Source organism: Arthrobacter halodurans (assembly GCF_041877255.1).
GTDB classification, from domain to species: domain Bacteria; phylum Actinomycetota; class Actinomycetes; order Actinomycetales; family Micrococcaceae; genus Arthrobacter_N; species Arthrobacter_N halodurans.
Window position 1 is genome coordinate 500,842 of sequence record NZ_JBHDLJ010000001.1, and the last position, 15,908, is coordinate 516,749.

The window sequence follows — 15,908 nt, forward strand, 5'->3', positions numbered from 1 at the left end:
CTCAGGCACAGGATTTCTGGCTTGGCCAGTCTACGTGAGACACGATCCCCAGCCCGGGAAGGTTCCGGCAGGCCGCGCCCCAAGGGACCTGGCGAGCGGGCCGGCGAGGTCGCCGACCGGGCGGACGACGACGTCGCCCAGCCCGAGCCAGGCGGCCATGAGCCGGAGTTCCTCGCCGAGCTCCGCGGCCGTGTCCGCCGGAGCGTCCGCCTCGGCATGGGCGCCCTGCACCAGCAGCGCGCCCGCCGCGCGGTCGGCCTTGAGGTCGACGCGGGCGACGATCCGCTCCCGCAACAGGAACGGCAGCACGTAGTAGCCGTACTGGCGTTGCGCCTCGGGGGTGTAGATCTCGATCCGGTAGCGGAAGCCGAAAAGCCGTTCCAAGCGGCGGCGCTCGAAGACCAGCGAGTCGAAGGGGCTCAGCAGCGCGCGCCCCCGCGCCGCGCGGGGCCGCGCGGCGTCGCGCGGCGTCGCGGTGCAGGTACTGTTCCCCCGCCCACCCGTCGACGTCGACGGGTTCGAGGATCCCGCGCTCCACCAGCCGCCCGACGGCGGCGGCCGCCGGGCGCGCCGGGACGCGGAAGTAGTCCGCGAAGCAGCGAACCGTGCCGACGCCGTGGGCGCGCGCGGCCGCCTCGATCAGCCGCAGCATCGCCTCGCCCGGGTCCGGCCGCGCGTCGGGATCCAGCCCGGGCGGCAGGACACGGCGCGTCGGGGCGTAGCGGCGCTCGAACTGCGCCGTCCGGCCGGCCGATCCGACCTCGCCGTCCGCGAAAAGGATCTCCAGGGCGCGCTTGGCCCCCGACCAGTTACAGCCCCAGCTCTCCCGATCGACCGGCTCCACGTGGCCCAGCCGGTCCCGCACCTCGCGCGCCGTGAGCGGTCGCGACGACTCCAGGGCCTCGAGGATGCGGTCGCCGACCTCGCGGACGGGGCCGGTCTCGCCGGACCACTCCCCCATCCACGTCCGCCGTTGCCAGACCCGCAGGTCGGCGAAGTGCTCCGGCCGCACGAAGCTCGCCTCGTGCGCCCAGTATTCGACCATGCGACGCGGCCCGCGGGAACCCAGGCGGTCCAGGACCCCGCGGTCGTAGGGCCCGAGCCGCGAGAAGAGCGGAAGGTAGTGGGCCCGGCAGAGCACGTTGACCGAGTCGATCTGCAACAGCTCGAGCCGGTCGAAGGTGCGGCCCACCTGCCGGGCTGTCGCCGGGCCGGTGGGCCGTTCCTTCGCGAGACCCTGGGCGGCCAGCGCGATGCGTCGCGCCTGCGCCGGTGTCATGCGTGCGGTCATGCCGCCGGTCCGGGGCGGCGCGCCACTAGGCGGTGGCCGCCGCGGCCTGCCGCTGGGCCTCGCGGTAGTGGCGGGTTTCGACGGTCTCCTCGTCGCTGCAGTTGCTGTCCAGGGAGATGATGCCGTAGGACCAGCCCTTGCGCCGGTACACGACGGCGGGCTCGCCCGTCACGTCGTCCATGAAGAGGTAGAAGGGGTGGCCGACCATTTCCATGCGGTCCACGGCGTCGTCGACACTCATCGGTGTGGCCGGGAAGACCTTGCGGCGGATCTCCACCGGGCTCTCGGGGGCCTTCTCCTCCGCGGCCGCCTCGGCCGCCTGTTCCCGCACGGTCTCCACGTGGAGCGGAACCGTGGTGCTGGCGGGCTCCAGCGACGACGTCGCCTCCGAAACCCCCGTGGGCGTCTGCCGCCCGTGGTGGACCTTCTTGCGGTCGCGCGCCCGGCGCAATCGTTCCAGCAACTTGGAGAAGGCGATGTCAAACGCCGCGAACTTGTCGGGGGCCTTGGCCTCCGCACGAATCGCCGGTCCCCGGCCGACCACGCTGATCTCGACGGTCAGCTGCGTGTCCGACTGGCGGGCCTTGGTCTCCTTGGTGACCTTGATGTCGAGGCGCTGCGCCTTGGTGGCCAGCTGCTCGATCTTGGCGACTTTCTCGTCCGCGTACTCCCGGAACCTGTCCGAAACGACCAGGTTGCGTCCGGTGATCATCATCTCCATGGTGTCCTCCTACTGAACTCGGGTGACACATCAGCGGCCGAAGAATGACTCCTTCCGGCCGCTGAAGATGGGTGCTTACCCTCGAGCGAGGTGCCCATACCTCACCTTATTTCACCCCCGCCCGGAATCAAGTGTCCCCTGCCACATTTCTCGTTCACCGTCCGCTGAACCGGCCGAAAAACGTCTAGTCGGATCGGCGTGTCGCGGCGGACGGGTGGCGGCCAAGACGACGATCCCCTCGACGCGCGCCCCCGCCTCGACCAGACACCGGTAGGCCTCGGCGGCCGTCGCGCCCGTCGTCAGGACGTCGTCGACGACCACGCAGCTCATGCCCGCGACGCGCGCCCCGCGCCGCACGGCCATGGTGCCGCGCGTGCGGCCGCGCGCCCGGCGCCCCTTGCCCTTCTGCGGCCCGCCGGCGGCCCCCGGCGGCCCGGGGTGCCAGCCGGGACGGTGGCGCAGGACGCGGGCGATCCGATACCCGGGCGGCATCAGCCCGCGCGTGTCCACCCAGTCCAGCAGGACCTCCACGGGTGCGTACCCGCGGCGGACGCGCGCGGAGAAGCGGGAGGGGACCGGCACCACCGCGATCCCCCCGTCGGGGACGTCCGTGGGGCCGAGGGCCTCCGACCCGCCGGCGGCGCCGCGCAGGGCGCCGGCGAGGGCCGGCGCGAGGACGGACGCCAGCGACACGCGCTGCCGGTTCTTGAACGCGAGCAGGGCCGCCGCGAGCTCGCCGCGGTACACGCCCGCCGCGAGGGCCGGCACCGGTTCCAGGCCCGTCAGCAGCGGCAGTGATTCGGCCGCCTCGTGGGCCGGGAAGGGGCGCACGGTCGCCGCGCGCACGGCGCCCCGGCAGCGGGGACAGAGGACCGCGTCGTCCGCGCCGCAGGCGACGCACTCGGTCGGCGCCACGACGGACAGGAAGTCCCGTGCGGCGTCCAACGCGCCGCGGACCCGCGGGCGCGAGAGTAGCGCGTCGAGTCGGCGCGCCGGCGACCCGGCGCCTGCGGTGGGCGGCATGGTCCCAGCATGGACCCGCCCCCGCGGCGGCGTCCGGGCCGACGCCGCCGCGGTGGACACGGCGGCCCGTCGCCGTGCTGTGGGGGGATCTGGCCTACCCCGGGTAGGCCAGATCCTGGGCCTCGCCGGCCTGCTGCTTCCAGACGTTGCTCACCCGGGAGAACACCCCCTCGGGAGTCTCCGCGTACACGGTCCGCTTCTCGCCGGGGCCCGCGGAGATTCCCGTCATGCCCAGCAGCGGCTGGAACAGCTCGCTGCCGCCGGCGAGCGTGATGCGCTCCGCCTGCACGGGCTCGGCGTCGTTCGCGCCCATGACGATGACCGAGGTGGCGGAGTCCCAGACCGCCTCGGTGACCGGCACGCTGGCGGGAAGACGCAGCGGGTCGGTGAATCCCCGAGGCACGCCCTCGCCGTCCCTGATCACGCCGCTGACGTAGACGCCGGCCTCGCCGTCCACGCGGGCCACGACGACGGCGCGCGCCCCGTCGCGGGAGATCCTCAGCGAGGTGACGGTGGCGTCGTCCATCCACGCCGCGGCGACCTCGCGGGGCTGGCCGTCGCGCTCCTGGTCCGCGGGCACGGCGTGCACGTGCGTCCCGTCGGTCGGGTCGACCGTCCAGGTCCATCCGTGGATGTCGATGCTCGGGGCCAGCAGGGTGCTGCCCCGCAACGCGGAACGCGCGTCCCCGGTCTCGTCCACGGTGAACAGCCGGGTACGGTCGCGGTTGAGGAACGCGTAGCGGTTCCCGCCGGGGGCCATCGCCGGATCCCGCGGCCCCTGCGCCGCGATGTCCTCGACGCCGGCCACGCGCACGACGCCGTTGCCTTGGTAGTAGACGAGCACGTCGTCCGCGACGGCGATCTGGGTGTTCGGAACGGACGGGTCGACGACGGCCTCGACGAAGTCCGGCGAGGTGTTGCCGAGGCTCACGGGACGCTGCTCCACGGTCATCGTCACCGTGGCGATGTTGCTGACCCCCGAGAGGGTGAGCTCCAGCTGCTGCTGCATCTGCTGGCGCACCAGCTCGCCGGTGTCGACGAACACGGAGTCCACCAGATCCACGGTGGCGTGCCGCGACTCGACGGGCACCGATGCGCGGGACAGGGCGCTGCCCTCGGGGAACGCGCTCAGCACGGCGTTGCTCAGGTACGGCGCCGGCCCGGCCAGGAGGGAGTCGACGAGGGTCGCGGCGAGCGACTGCCGGTTGGCGTACCACCGGTAGTCCGGTACCGCGTAGTGGAAGGTGGCGTCGTAGAAGTACAGCGCGTAGGGCGAGAAGATCACGGCGAAGTTCCCCTGCTCCACCAGGGTCCCGTCCGGCGCGCCGGCGATGCGCCACTGGTCCTCGACCCGCACCAGCTGCACCTCGAAGGACTCGGTGGCGTTGGCCGGCATGCGGGTCATGATCCCGTGCTCGTCGATCGACGCCGTGACGGCGAGTTCGATCGTGTAGCTGCCCTCCGTCACGTTCGCGACGACGTTGGGCTCGGATTCGTAGACCAGGGTCCGCGTGGTGCTCCGCCAGTCGCGGGCGAGCTCCGGCGCGAGGAACTCGCGCGCGACGTTGTAGTCGTCCTGGGGGGCAATGCCGGCGCGGTAGAAACCGTCGATGATCTGCTCGGGCGTGGCGTCGTCCTCCGGCCCCGGTGGGCTGAAGGCGTAGCGGAAGTCCGAGCCGTTGGGGTCGTTGGGTTCGATCGTGCCCACGGAGCCCTGGACGGGGATGGCCGCGCAGCCGGTGAGGAACAGGACGAAGGCGGCGCACGCCGCGAGCAACCTACGCATCGTGTCCTCCTGTCGTCCGCGGGCCTGGTCCGCCGGGATCCGCATGTCCCGCGGACCCGCCAGCCTCTTCATTCTCCGCCGTGTGGCCGGCGGCCGCCAGCCCGTCCAGCGCCCAGGCGTCCGTCGGCGCGGCGGCGCCCCGGCGCTCGGGAGCCAGCGGCAGCGGCGACGCGCCGAGCGGATCGCCGAGGCGGCGGGGCAGCGTGAGCCGGAAACACGCGCCCTCGCCGGGCTCGCCCCAGGCCTGCAGCCAGCCACCGTGCAGCCGGGTGTCCTCGGTCGCGATGGACAGTCCCAGCCCGCTGCCGCCGGTGGTCCGGGCCCTCGCCGGATCGGCGCGCCAGAAGCGGTCGAAGACCCGCGCGGCGTCCAGCGGGGACATGCCGATTCCGTGGTCGCGCACGGTGACGGCGACCGCGTGGTCGTCGCCCGCGACCGTGATGTCGATCGGGTTCCCCTCGCCGTGTTCGACGGCGTTCATCACGAGGTTGCGCACGACGCGCTCGATCCGGCGCGGGTCAAGCTCCGCGACGCAGCCGCCCTCGGGGGCGTGGATCCGCAGCGGCGAGCCGACGTGGTCGGCGTGCAGCTCGGCGGAGTCGACGACGCGGCGCACGATCGGGACCACGTCCAGCGTGTCGGCGTCGAGCGCCGCGACGCCGGCGTCGAACCGCGAGATCTCCAACAGGTCGTTGAGCAGGTTCTGGAACCGCTCCACCTGCGTGTAGAGCAGCTCCGCGGAGCGGCGGTTGACGGGGTCGAAGTCGCCCCGCGCGTCGTGCAGCACCTCCGCGGCCATCCGGACGGTGGTCAGCGGGGTCCGCAACTCGTGGGAGACGTCGGAGACGAACCGCTGCTGCATCTGGGACAGCGTCGCCAGCTGGGTGATCTGGTCCTGCAGGCTGGCCGCCATGCGGTTGAACGACGTCCCGAGCCGGGCGACCTCGTCCTCGCCGCGGACCTCCATGCGCTCCTGCAGCTCGCCGTCGGCGAGCTTCTCCGAGACGAGCGCGGCGTGCGACACCGGACGTACCACCAGGCGGGTCGTGTACCAGGCGATGCCGCCGGTCACGATCAGCAGGAGCATCCCGCCGATGCCCATCACCCGGTTGATGAAGTCCAGCGTCTCCTGCACGGAGGACAGGTCGTAGACCAGGTAGAGCGCGTATTCGCGACCCGGCGGGAGGGAGACCTTCGTGCCGAACGCCAGGCCGGGAACGTCGGCGTTGTCGCGCGGGAACTCGAGGGACTGCCAGTAGACGCCCGGGTTGTCGCGAACGGTGGCGGCCAGCTCGGCGGGGATGACACCCGTGGTCAGGCCCCCGCTGGCCGTGTTGGTGACGTAGATGTTCTCGGAGCTCGGCAGCGGCGTGAGCACGAAGTCGCGCTGCACGCTGGCGCCGTCGCCCTGCACGAGCTTCAGGGTGTCGTTGACGAACGCGACGGTGCTCGAACGGTCCGTGGTCGCCGCGGACTCGAAGTTGGACTTGACCTCGTTGAGTCCCCGGACGGACTCGCCCTGCATCTGGCGGAACCGCTCCTCGAAGAGCCCGGCTGCGATCTGGTTGGAGAGGAACGCGCCCGTGCCCGCCAAGGCCAGCGCCGAGAGCGCCACGGTCGCCGCGACGGCACGGAACTGGAGGGAGCGCCGCCACGAGGTCGTGAGGCGGCTCCACCACCGGCCCGCGTGCGCCGCGACGCTCCAGCGGGGCGCGGCGGGGGCGGCCGGTGTTTCCCCGGACGTCGACAAGGTCAGCCTTGGCCAGCCTTGTAGCCGACGCCGCGGACCGTGAGGACGACCTCCGGGTTTTCCGGGTCGCGCTCGACCTTGGAGCGCAGGCGCTGCACGTGGACGTTGACGAGCCGCGTGTCGGCGGCGTGCCGGTAGCCCCAGACCTGCTCGAGGAGCAGCTCGCGGGTGAAGACCTGCCATGGCTTGCGGGCCAGCGCCACCAACAGGTCGAACTCGAGCGGTGTCAGCGAGATCGTCTCGGCGCCACGGGTCACCGCGTGGCCCGCCACGTCGATCGTCAGGTCGGCGATCTTCAGCGTCTCGGGGGCGTGCTTCTCTCCCGGACGCAGGCGGGCCCTGACGCGGGCGATCAGTTCCGCGGGCTTGAAGGGCTTGGGCACGTAGTCGTCGGCGCCCGACTCCAGGCCGCGCACGACGTCGGCGGTGTCGGACTTGGCCGTCAGCATCACGATCGGGACGTCGGCCTCGGCACGAATGAGGCGGCACACCTCGATGCCGTCCATCCCGGGAAGCATCAGGTCCAGCAGCACCAGGTCCGGCTTCGCCGCGCGGAACGCCTCCAGCGCCTGCGCACCGTCGTGGCAGAACACGGGATCGAAATCGTCGTTGCGCAGGACGATCCCGATCATCTCCGCCAACGCCTCGTCGTCGTCGACGACCAGAACTCGAGCCTTCATGGCACCCCTTTCCGACGTCCGCCGCCAACGGCGGCGGATGTCCTGCCTCCACACTATAGGAACCGCCGGTGCGCCCAGCGGACACGCCGCACCGGCGGGGGCTAGGCTGAGGAAAATACGACTCACGACAAGGGGCGATGCCACCATGACCGACCAGCCTCCGAACCCCTACGCGGCGCCGGGACCGCGCGACGGCGACGCGCCGGCACCCGCGGCGGCTCCGCCCGGGGAGGCCGCGCCGCAGGGCTGGTCGGCCCCGCCCCAACAGGGCTGGTCCGCGCCTCCCCAACAGGGCTGGTCCGCGCCTCCCCAACAGGGCTGGGCGGCGCCCGCGCAGAATTCCTGGGGCCAGCCGGGGGCAGCCCCGCCGCAGTTCGGCCACGGCTACGCCCCGCCGCGCAAGCCCGGAGTCGTTCCCCTGCGCCCCTTGGGCATCGGCGACCTGCTCGACGGCTCGTTCCAGGCCATCCGGCGCAACCCGGGGGCCACCCTGGGGCTGTCCGTCCTGGTGCAGCTGGTCTCCGGCGTGGTCATCGCGCTGCTGAGCGCGCCCCTGTACTCCGTGGTCCTGTCCCCCGACGTCCTGGCGGGCGCCGAACCCGATCCCGAGGCGCTGACCGGCTCGCTGCTGCTCTTCGGCGGCGGCGTGCTGCTCGCCGGCGTCCTGTCGGCGGCGTTCCTGGTCTTCGTGCAGGGCCTCGTCACCGTCCCCGTGCTGCGCGCGGTGCTGGACCGGCGCACGGCATTCGGCGCCGCCCTCGCGCTCGCCCGCCCCAGCATGGGCGGCCTGATCGGCCTGGGGCTGCTGTGGGCCGCCGCCGGCATCGTCCTGACCGGCCTCCTCATCGGGGCGGTCGTCGTGGCGATCGCCCTGGGCGAGCCGCAGGTCGGCGTGCCTGTGGTCGCCGCGCTGTTCCTGGGCGTGCTGGGCACCCTGGTCTGGGTCGGCATCAAGCTCTCGATGTCGCCGCACGCGCTCGTCGCCGAGGGACTCGGTCCGTTCGCGGCGATGGGCCGCTCCTGGAGGCTCACCCGGTCCAGCTGGTGGCGCTGCCTGGGCATCATCCTGCTCACCGGCCTGATCGTCGGCATCGTGACCAGCCTGATCACCACGCCCATCAGTTTCGCCACCGGGCTCGGCGGGGGCATGATCGCCCCGGAGGACCCCAACGGGTTCGCGGAATACATCATGAACCTGACCATCGTGATGACGATCCTCAGCGCGCTCGCCGCCGGCCTCGGCTTCGCCTACCAGTGCGGGGTCACCTCCCTGCTGTACACCGACCTGCGGATCCGGCGCGAGGGCTTCGACCTGGCGCTGCTGCGCGAGTTCGACGCCGGAGCGGACGCCGGCATCCCCGGGCGGACCACGTCCGGGGGCCGCTGACCGCATGCCCTTCCCCCGCCTCGAGCCCGCACCCGATCCCGCCTTCCCGCCCGCCGGGGACGGCTTCCGCCCCTCCGGGGACGAGGCACGCAGCGAGCTGGCCCGGGAACTGGCCCGCCCGGAATACGCCCAGGCGGTCCCCAACCCCCTGCTGCAGTTCCTGCGCGACGCCTGGACCGCACTCATGGACTGGCTGGCCGGCCTGGACTCCCTGCAGCCCAACCTCGGCTCGCTGGTGGTCCTGCTGTTCCTGGCGGCGCTCGCGGCCGCGGCCGTCCTGCTGGTCCGGCCCCGGGTGCTTCGGCGCGCGGCCCCGGCCGCGGCGGACGTGGGGCTGGTCGAGGGCATGACGTCGGACTCCTACCGCCGTCTCGCCGCCGACGCGGCGGACGCCGGCGACTGGTCCGCGGGATGCGTCCACCGTTTCCGGGCTCTGGTCCGGCAGGCCGAGGAACGCACGCTGCTCGACGCGCAGCCCGGGCGCACCGCGTTCGAGGTCGCCGGCCGGCTGGAGGCCGCGTTCCCCGGGGAGGCCGGGGAACTGCGCCGTGCCGCCACGCTCTTCAACGAGGTCCTCTACGGGCACCACTCCGCCTCCGCCGACGACTGCGTCCGGGTCGGGGAGCTCGACGCCCGGCTCGCGACGGCGACGCCGGGCGACGGCGCGGCCTCCCCGGCGCGGGCCCTGGCGGTTCCCCGGTGAGCGCCGAAGCCCGCACCCCGCTCGACGGGACCCGCACGGTGCGGGCCCAGGCGCCCGACAGCGCCCGGAGCGTGGGCCTGAGGCGCTGGCGCGGGGCCCGGTTGTGGCTCGCGCTGGTGGCCCTCGCCGTCGCCGCGGGGCTGTTCTACGCACTCACGGGCACCGGCGCGGACCGCGTGCCGCTGAGTCCCCGGAATCCGGCGCCAGACGGCGCCATGGCCGTGGCCGAGGTCCTCGGCCGCCACGGCGTGGGCGTCGTCGTCCCCGGCTCCCTCGACGCCGCCGTGGACGCGGCGCGGGATCCCGCCGGGGCCACCGTGCTCCTCCACGACCCCGGGGCCATCCTCAACGACGCGCAGCTCGAACGCCTGGCCGCCGCCTCCCGGCGGGCGGTGCTGATCGGCCCCGGCTTCGACCAGCTCCGGCCCTTCAGCGACGACATCCGGCCGGCCGGCGTCGTGCCCGAGGACGCCGCGTCGCCCTCCGCCGCGTCCTGCGGCGCGCCCGTCGCCGCGGAGGCCCCGGCGGTCTCCGCCGGGGGCACGATGTACACCGGCGGGGCCGGGTGCTTCGCCCACGCGCGCGCCGGCGCGCCGGCCCACTCCCTCGCCGTCGACGGCACGACCACGGTGCTCGGGAACCCCGCGTTCCTGGAGAACGGGCGCGTCCTCGACCACGGGCACGCAGCGCTGGCCCTCTGGACGCTCGGAGCCGAGCCGACCCTCGTCTGGTACCAGCCGACCGTCGCCGACCTCGTCTCCGAGGGACCGCCGGCGTCGCCGTTCGAACTGCTTCCCTCCTGGTTCGGACCGGCGGCGGCGTGGCTGATGTTCGTCGGCCTCGTCGCGATCCTGTGGCGCGCCCGACGCGACGGGCCGCTGGTCGCCGAGCCGCTGCCCGTCGTCGTGCCCTCCGCGGAGACCGCCGAAGGCCGCGCGCGGCTGTATCAGGACGCCCGCGCGGTCGAGGCCGCCGCCGCGAGCCTGCGCTCGGCGTCGCTGACGCGGATCGCCGCGCACCTGCGCCTGGGCCAGCACGTCACGGCCGACGGTGTCATCGCGACGCTGGCGAAATCCGGGCACCGGCCCGAGTCCGAGCTACGCCGGCTCCTCCATCCCGCCGACGTCACCACGGAGAAACGCCTGGTGGCCTGGGCCAACGAATTGCACACCCTCGAACAGGAGATCGGTATCCCGTGAGCCAGCAAGTCCAAGACCCCGTCCGTTCCCGGCAGGCCCTCCTCGACGTGCGCCGGGAGGTCGCCAAGGCCGTCGTCGGACAGGACTCCACCGTGACGGGACTGCTGATCGCCCTCCTGGCGCAGGGGCACGTGCTCCTGGAGGGAGTGCCCGGCGTCGCCAAGACCCTGATGGTGCGCACCCTCTCGGCGGCCTTGAGCCTGGACACGAAGCGCGTGCAGTTCACGCCAGACCTGATGCCCGGCGACATCACGGGCTCGCTGGTCTACGACCAGAACACCGCGGCCTTCAGCTTCAGGGAGGGGCCGGTGTTCACCAACATCCTGCTCGCCGACGAGATCAACCGCACTCCCCCGAAGACCCAGGCCTCGCTGCTGGAGGCCATGGAGGAGCGGCAGATCAGTGTCGACGGCATCACGCGGCCGTTGCCGGAGCCGTTCATCGTCGCGGCCACGCAAAACCCCGTGGAGTACGAGGGCACCTACCCCCTTCCCGAGGCGCAGCTGGACCGCTTCCTCCTGAAGCTGACCATGGAACTGCCCGCGCGCGAGGACGAGATCGAGATCGTCCGCCGGCACAGCGGCGGCTTCGACCCGAGGAACCTGCGCGCCGCCGGCGTCACCGCCGTCGCGTCCGCGGACGACCTGGCGGACGCGCGCGCGGCCGTGGCCGAGGTCACGGTTTCCCCCGAGGTCATCGGCTACATCGTGGACATCGTCCGCGCGACGCGCAGCGCTCCGAGCTTCCAGCTGGGTGTCTCTCCCCGCGGGGCGACCGCCCTGCTCAACACCTCGCGGGCGTGGGCCTGGCTGAGCGGCCGGGACTTCGTCTCGCCGGACGACGTGAAGGTCCTGACCCTGCCGTGCCTGCGCCACCGCGTCGGCCTGCGGCCGGAGGCGCAGATGGACGGTGTCGGCGCCGACGACGTGCTGCAGTCCATCCTGGCCACCGTGCCCGTCCCGCGCTAGGAACCCGACCCCGTGTCCCTGACCCAGCGCTTCGTCTGGCTGACCCTGGCCGGACTCGTTCCCGTGGTGTTGTTCCCGTCGTGGTGGACGCCCGCGCTGGTTGCCGCGGCCCTCGCCGCCGCGGCCGCCGCCGACGTGGCGCTGGCGCCGTCGCCCCGGGCCGTGGTCGTCGAACGGACGCTGCCGCGCAGCGTCCGGCTCGGCGAACCCGCGACCGCGCGGCTCCTGCTGACCAACGCCGGTCGGCGCCGGCTGCGGGGCCAGTTGCACGACGGATGGCAGCCGGCCGCCGGCGCCGCCCGGACGGTGTTCGCCGTCGACCTCCCCCCCGGGGAACGCCGCGCGTTCGACGTCCCGCTGCTGCCGCGCCGCAGGGGGGATCTCGCCGCGCACCACGCGACCGTCCGCAGCCGCGGACCGCTGGGCCTGGCGTGCCGGCAACTGACGCATGCGGCGCCGGGCACTTTGCGCGTGCTGCCGCCGTTCCATGCGAAGCGGCACCTCCCCTCGAAGCTGCAGCGCCTGCGCGAGCTGGACGGCCGCGCCGCGATCCAGGTCCGCGGGGCCGGCACCGAGTTCGATTCCCTGCGCGACTACGTGCGCGGGGACGACGTCCGATCCATCGACTGGCGCGCGACGGCGCGACGGCAGAACGTGGTCGTGCGCACCTGGCGCCCGGAACGCGACCGGCGCGTCGTGATCGTCCTGGACACCTCGCGCACCTCCGCCGCCCGCGTCGGCGACGAGCCGCGGCTCGACACCGGCATCGAAGCGTCGCTGCTGCTGGCCGTCCTGGCGGAGCGGGGCGGGGACCGCGTCGATTTCCTGGCCTACGACCGGCGGCCGCGGGCCCGCGTGGACTCCGCCTCCCGCGGCGCCCTGCTCACCCGGCTCGTCGAGGCCATGGCACCGCTGGAGCCGGAGCTGATCGAGGCCGATTGGACTGACATCCCGTCCCGCATCCACGCCATCTCCAGCCACCGATCGCTGGTGGTCCTGCTGACCTCGCTGGACTCGGGCGCCGTCGAAGAGGGGCTCCTTCCGGTGCTGCCCGGGCTCGTGGCCAAGCATGTGCTCGTGGTGGCCGCCGTGCGGGACCCCGAGCTGGCGGCCCGGCGCGGAGACCTCCGGACCGTCGGCGGGGTCTACCGCTCCGCCGCCGCGGAACGCTCGCTGCAGCAGCGCGAGGCGCTGAAGAACCAACTGCGTTCCATGGGGGCCGAGGTGGTCGACGAGGAGCCCCTCGATCTCCCGCCCGCGCTGGCGGACACCTACATCCGCCTCAAGGCGACGGGCAGGCTCTAGGCCCGTGGGCGACACCCCCGAGGCGCTTGCGCCCGCGCCGGACTACGCCGCGACCGCGCGACGGCACGCGTGGGCGGACCTGCCCGACGCCGTGCGACTGCGGCTCGCGGCCTTGGCGGGCGGGCGCGTGGACCGCGTCCGTCTGGCCGGCGGCGGGTTCACGCACGGTTTCGCCGGCCTCGTCGACGGGCCCCGCACGGTGTTCGCCAAGGCCACTCCCGTGGACGACGAGCACGTCTACCCTGGCTACGCGCGCGAGGCCCGGGTACTCTCCGCGCTGCCGTCCGGCCTGCCTGTCCCCCGGTTGCTGGCGGTCGAGGAGATCCCGGTGGCCCCGCAAGCCGCCAACTGGATCCTGCTGGTCTTCGAACCCGTCGAGGGAGCCATGCCGGGGCGTCCGTGGACGATCGCCGATGCGCGGGCCATCCACGACAGCTGTCTCGAGACGAATGCGGCCCTGCGCGGCGATGCGCGGATTCTCAGCGAGCTGGGGCCCGCGCGGCTCGCGGACGAGTGGACGCGGGACCGTCCGCACCTCGCCCTCGCGCGTGGCTGGGCGGCGGAACCCGCAACACGGCCCCCATTCCTGCCCCGCTGTTTCGCGCGGCACGTATCCGCGAACGGTTCGCCGGAAGCCGCCGCGGATCTCGTCCGGCTGGCCGCTCGGGGTCCGAGCGCACTGGTCGGCGACACGCCGCTGAACAACGACCTGCGCGCGGACAACGTCGTCATCGCGTCCTCGCCGGTGGCCGGGCGCGCGGCCGGCACCGCCTGGATCTGCGACTGGAACTGGCTCGCGGTGGGCCCAGCCTGGGCCGATTGGGCGGCCATGTTCCCCTATTTGTACGACGCCGGGCTGCCCCTGGGGGCGCTGTTGGGCTGGGAGCTGACGCGCGACGCCGATCCGGACGACATCGACAGCTGGCTCGCGCTGTTGGGCCTCTACATGGCCGACGCCGGCGGCCGCCCGGAACTCGCGACGAGCCCGCGGCTCCGGGCCCATGGCCGCTTCACGGCGCGTATCACCTTCGAACTGCTGGCCTCGCGGCGCGGCTGGGTGGGTTAGGCCTCCGCCCGCACCTGGTTCAACGCCTCCGCCGTCCGCGTCAGGGCCAGCAGCAGCCGGCGCGCGGCATCGGGGGCGGTGCCCGCCAGACCCGCGGCGGGGAGCAGGGTCAGCGCGCCGAGCGAGGCCTCCGTGAGCCCCAACTGCCGCCAAGGCGTCAGGATGCGCTGGACCGAAGCGACCACGCCCGGGACCTCGCGCGCGGGGTCGAGCAGTCCCAGCCACAACTGACGGCCGGCCTCGATCGTCTCCGCGGCGCGCTCCCAGCCGGCGCGGTCCAACGAGGCGAGCGGCAGGCAGGTTCCGTCTGCCCCGGCCGACGCGGCGGCGTCGAACACGGCCCGAAGATCCACCGCGCGCACCGCCGGGGCGATCACGACGTGGGCCGCGCCCGCGGCGCGCACCGCATCGGCAAGTGTCCTCCAGGCCTGTGCAACCTCGTGGCGCGGCACGGAGCGCAACGTGCGGTAGCCACTGGCGGTGGGGACCGTGCCGCCGAGGATGTCGGAGAGTCCCGGCTCCTCGACAACGACGGTCAGCTCCCGGCTCCCGCTGGTGCGCAGGACGTCCGCGACGTGCCCGGCCGCACCGGACGCCAGCGAGTCGGCCAGATCGCGGCGCGCCCCGGCGTCGGACAGGGCACGCTCGCCGTGGTGGAGGTAGAGGCTCGAAGCCATCGCGAGGGGTCCCCGAAGCTGGATCTTCAGCGTGTCCCCGGGCTGGTCTTCGCCTCCGATCACGTCGGCGAGGACGTTCAGGTCCGTGGCGAGGGCGGATGTGGCGCGCCGGTGGTCCTGCCCCGGGCGGTCGACGAGCCGCCAGCCGAAGGGTTGCACGTCGACGAAGAGGCCCTCGAGCATGGATGCCGTCCGGCCGACGTCGTCCGAACCGACGCCACGGGCGGGCAGCTGGACCAGATGCGGGAGATGCGGTTCCCCGAGCTCGCCGCGAACGATGAGGGTGGATTCGACGGGATCCGTGCCGGGCATCGGCCCGTGCGCCGTGGCACGGACCGTGGGTACCGCGTTCAGGACGGCTCGCCCCGATCGGGAACGTGCGAGTCCGAGATCGCCTGGTGGTGGCGGATGACCTCGCTGATGATGAAGTTCAGGAACTTCTCGGCGAAGGCCGGATCCAGGTTGGCTTCCTCCGCGAGGCGACGCAGGCGCGAGATTTGGGACGCCTCGCGGCCGGGGTCCCCCGCCGGCAGCTGGTAGCGCGCCTTGAGGTAGCCGACCCGTTGGGTTGCCTTGAAGCGCTCGGCCAGCAGGTAGACGAGGGTCGCGTCGATGTTGTCGATGCTTCCCCTGACGGCGAGCAGCTCCTCCATCACCGCCGAGTCGATGTGCCCGGTGAGCGAACTGGCGGTGGGGTCGTAGTCCGGTCCCGTCGTCGGGTCGTTGTCCAGCTGGTCGCTCATATGTGCCAGTCTAGTTGGCGGCCACCGGATGGCACCGTGTTACGCCGCGCCGCGGCGCTGACTTGCCGACCCTCCCCGGGCTGGCAGCGGGCCTGCCACCAGCAGTCGTGCCGGCCACTCGACCTCCACAGGTTCCGTGCGCCGACGATTCTCCGCATTCGAAGATGTGTTCCCATTCTGTCGGTGACCGGGCGTAGCGTGGGGTCATGGACGAGGAAACGGCCACAGGGCAGGCGCCGCGGGAGTCGCCGGTCCCGCCGGGCCTGGCGGACATGACGGCCGGGGAGATCCTGCGCTGGGCGGCGGTGCTCGCCGTGCTCGGCTACCCCGGCGCGGAGGATTCCGGTTCCGTGGCCGCCCCTGCCGGCCCCGGGGTCCCCGCGTCCGTGCCGGACCCCGCTGCCGCCCCGGACCCCGCTGCCGCCCCGGCACCGGATCCGCTCCCGGTTCCCGTCCCGGCCCCGGCCCCCGGCCCGGCGCCGGATCCGCTCCCGGTTCCCGTCCCGGCCCCGGTTCCGCCGGTTCCGCCGGTTCCCGCCCGCCCGCCGCAACGTCCGGTTCCCCCGGGGGTAGCGGTTCCGCCGCAACCGCCGGGTCCGCCGGGGGTTG

15 protein-coding genes and 1 pseudogene are annotated in these 15,908 nt (G+C 73.5%); 7 read left to right on the top strand and 9 right to left on the bottom strand.

Going from position 1 to position 15,908, the window contains the following annotated elements:
• Positions 1-30: 30 nt before the first annotated feature.
• The 7 genes and pseudogenes from ACETWP_RS02245 to mtrA form a co-directional block, all read right to left on the bottom strand.
• The gene (locus ACETWP_RS02245; RefSeq protein WP_373970552.1) at positions 31-384 is read right to left on the bottom strand and encodes a DNA glycosylase AlkZ-like family protein; all 354 of its coding nucleotides are present in this window, start codon (positions 382-384) and stop codon (positions 31-33) included.
• Positions 385-502: 118 nt separating this feature from the next.
• Positions 503-1,291: pseudogene (locus ACETWP_RS02250) on the bottom strand (DNA glycosylase AlkZ-like family protein); the annotation flags it as partial.
• Between the two features lie 25 nt (positions 1,292-1,316).
• Positions 1,317-2,012 (bottom strand): ribosome hibernation-promoting factor, HPF/YfiA family, encoded by a 696-nt coding sequence (hpf, locus tag ACETWP_RS02255; protein ID WP_373970553.1) that lies wholly within the window; start codon positions 2,010-2,012, stop codon positions 1,317-1,319.
• 111 nt (positions 2,013-2,123) lie between these two features.
• Positions 2,124-3,035 (bottom strand): ComF family protein, encoded by a 912-nt coding sequence (locus ACETWP_RS02260; RefSeq protein WP_373970554.1) that lies wholly within the window; start codon positions 3,033-3,035, stop codon positions 2,124-2,126.
• A gap of 94 nt (positions 3,036-3,129) precedes the next feature.
• Positions 3,130-4,821 carry an LpqB family beta-propeller domain-containing protein gene (locus tag ACETWP_RS02265; protein ID WP_373970555.1) on the bottom strand — a complete coding sequence of 564 codons (1,692 nt, stop codon included), beginning with the start codon at positions 4,819-4,821 and terminating at the stop codon, positions 3,130-3,132.
• Entirely contained in the window at positions 4,814-6,577 is a 1,764-nt protein-coding gene (gene mtrB / locus ACETWP_RS02270; RefSeq protein ID WP_373970583.1) for an MtrAB system histidine kinase MtrB, read from the bottom strand. Before mtrB ends, ACETWP_RS02265 begins: the two co-directional genes overlap by 8 nt.
• On the bottom strand, positions 6,574-7,251 hold the full coding sequence (mtrA, locus tag ACETWP_RS02275) for an MtrAB system response regulator MtrA (RefSeq protein ID WP_373970556.1): 678 nt from the start codon (positions 7,249-7,251) through the stop codon (positions 6,574-6,576). Before mtrA ends, mtrB begins: the two co-directional genes overlap by 4 nt.
• Before the next feature lie 145 nt (positions 7,252-7,396).
• Between mtrA and ACETWP_RS02280 the strand changes: the two genes are divergently transcribed.
• The 6 genes from ACETWP_RS02280 to ACETWP_RS02305 are packed head-to-tail and all read left to right on the top strand — an operon-like array spanning position 7,397 to position 13,879.
• A complete protein-coding gene (locus ACETWP_RS02280; RefSeq protein WP_373970557.1) occupies positions 7,397-8,638 on the top strand; it encodes a DUF7847 domain-containing protein in 1,242 nt (413 codons plus the stop codon).
• A 4-nt stretch (positions 8,639-8,642) separates the two neighbouring features.
• Positions 8,643-9,341, top strand: coding sequence for a DUF4129 domain-containing protein (locus tag ACETWP_RS02285; protein ID WP_373970558.1), 699 nt, complete (start codon positions 8,643-8,645; stop codon positions 9,339-9,341).
• Positions 9,338-10,540 carry a DUF4350 domain-containing protein gene (locus tag ACETWP_RS02290; protein WP_373970559.1) on the top strand — a complete coding sequence of 401 codons (1,203 nt, stop codon included), beginning with the start codon at positions 9,338-9,340 and terminating at the stop codon, positions 10,538-10,540. Before ACETWP_RS02285 ends, ACETWP_RS02290 begins: the two co-directional genes overlap by 4 nt.
• Positions 10,537-11,508 (top strand): AAA family ATPase, encoded by a 972-nt coding sequence (locus ACETWP_RS02295; RefSeq protein WP_373970560.1) that lies wholly within the window; start codon positions 10,537-10,539, stop codon positions 11,506-11,508. Before ACETWP_RS02290 ends, ACETWP_RS02295 begins: the two co-directional genes overlap by 4 nt.
• Before the next feature lie 12 nt (positions 11,509-11,520).
• Positions 11,521-12,813 carry a DUF58 domain-containing protein gene (locus ACETWP_RS02300; protein WP_373970561.1) on the top strand — a complete coding sequence of 431 codons (1,293 nt, stop codon included), beginning with the start codon at positions 11,521-11,523 and terminating at the stop codon, positions 12,811-12,813.
• A 4-nt stretch (positions 12,814-12,817) separates the two neighbouring features.
• A complete protein-coding gene (locus ACETWP_RS02305; RefSeq protein WP_373970562.1) occupies positions 12,818-13,879 on the top strand; it encodes a phosphotransferase family protein in 1,062 nt (353 codons plus the stop codon).
• Here ACETWP_RS02305 and ACETWP_RS02310 read toward each other — a convergent pair.
• Positions 13,876-14,868 carry a uroporphyrinogen decarboxylase/cobalamine-independent methonine synthase family protein gene (locus ACETWP_RS02310; RefSeq protein WP_373970563.1) on the bottom strand — a complete coding sequence of 331 codons (993 nt, stop codon included), beginning with the start codon at positions 14,866-14,868 and terminating at the stop codon, positions 13,876-13,878. The genes ACETWP_RS02305 and ACETWP_RS02310 overlap by 4 nt on opposite strands.
• A 38-nt stretch (positions 14,869-14,906) precedes the next feature.
• Positions 14,907-15,299, bottom strand: coding sequence for a chorismate mutase (locus ACETWP_RS02315; protein ID WP_373970564.1), 393 nt, complete (start codon positions 15,297-15,299; stop codon positions 14,907-14,909).
• 206 nt (positions 15,300-15,505) lie between these two features.
• On the opposite strand from ACETWP_RS02315, the gene ACETWP_RS02320 reads away from it, so the two are divergent.
• The coding region (locus tag ACETWP_RS02320; protein WP_373970565.1) for a hypothetical protein at positions 15,506-15,908 on the top strand (403 nt) is incomplete at its 3' end.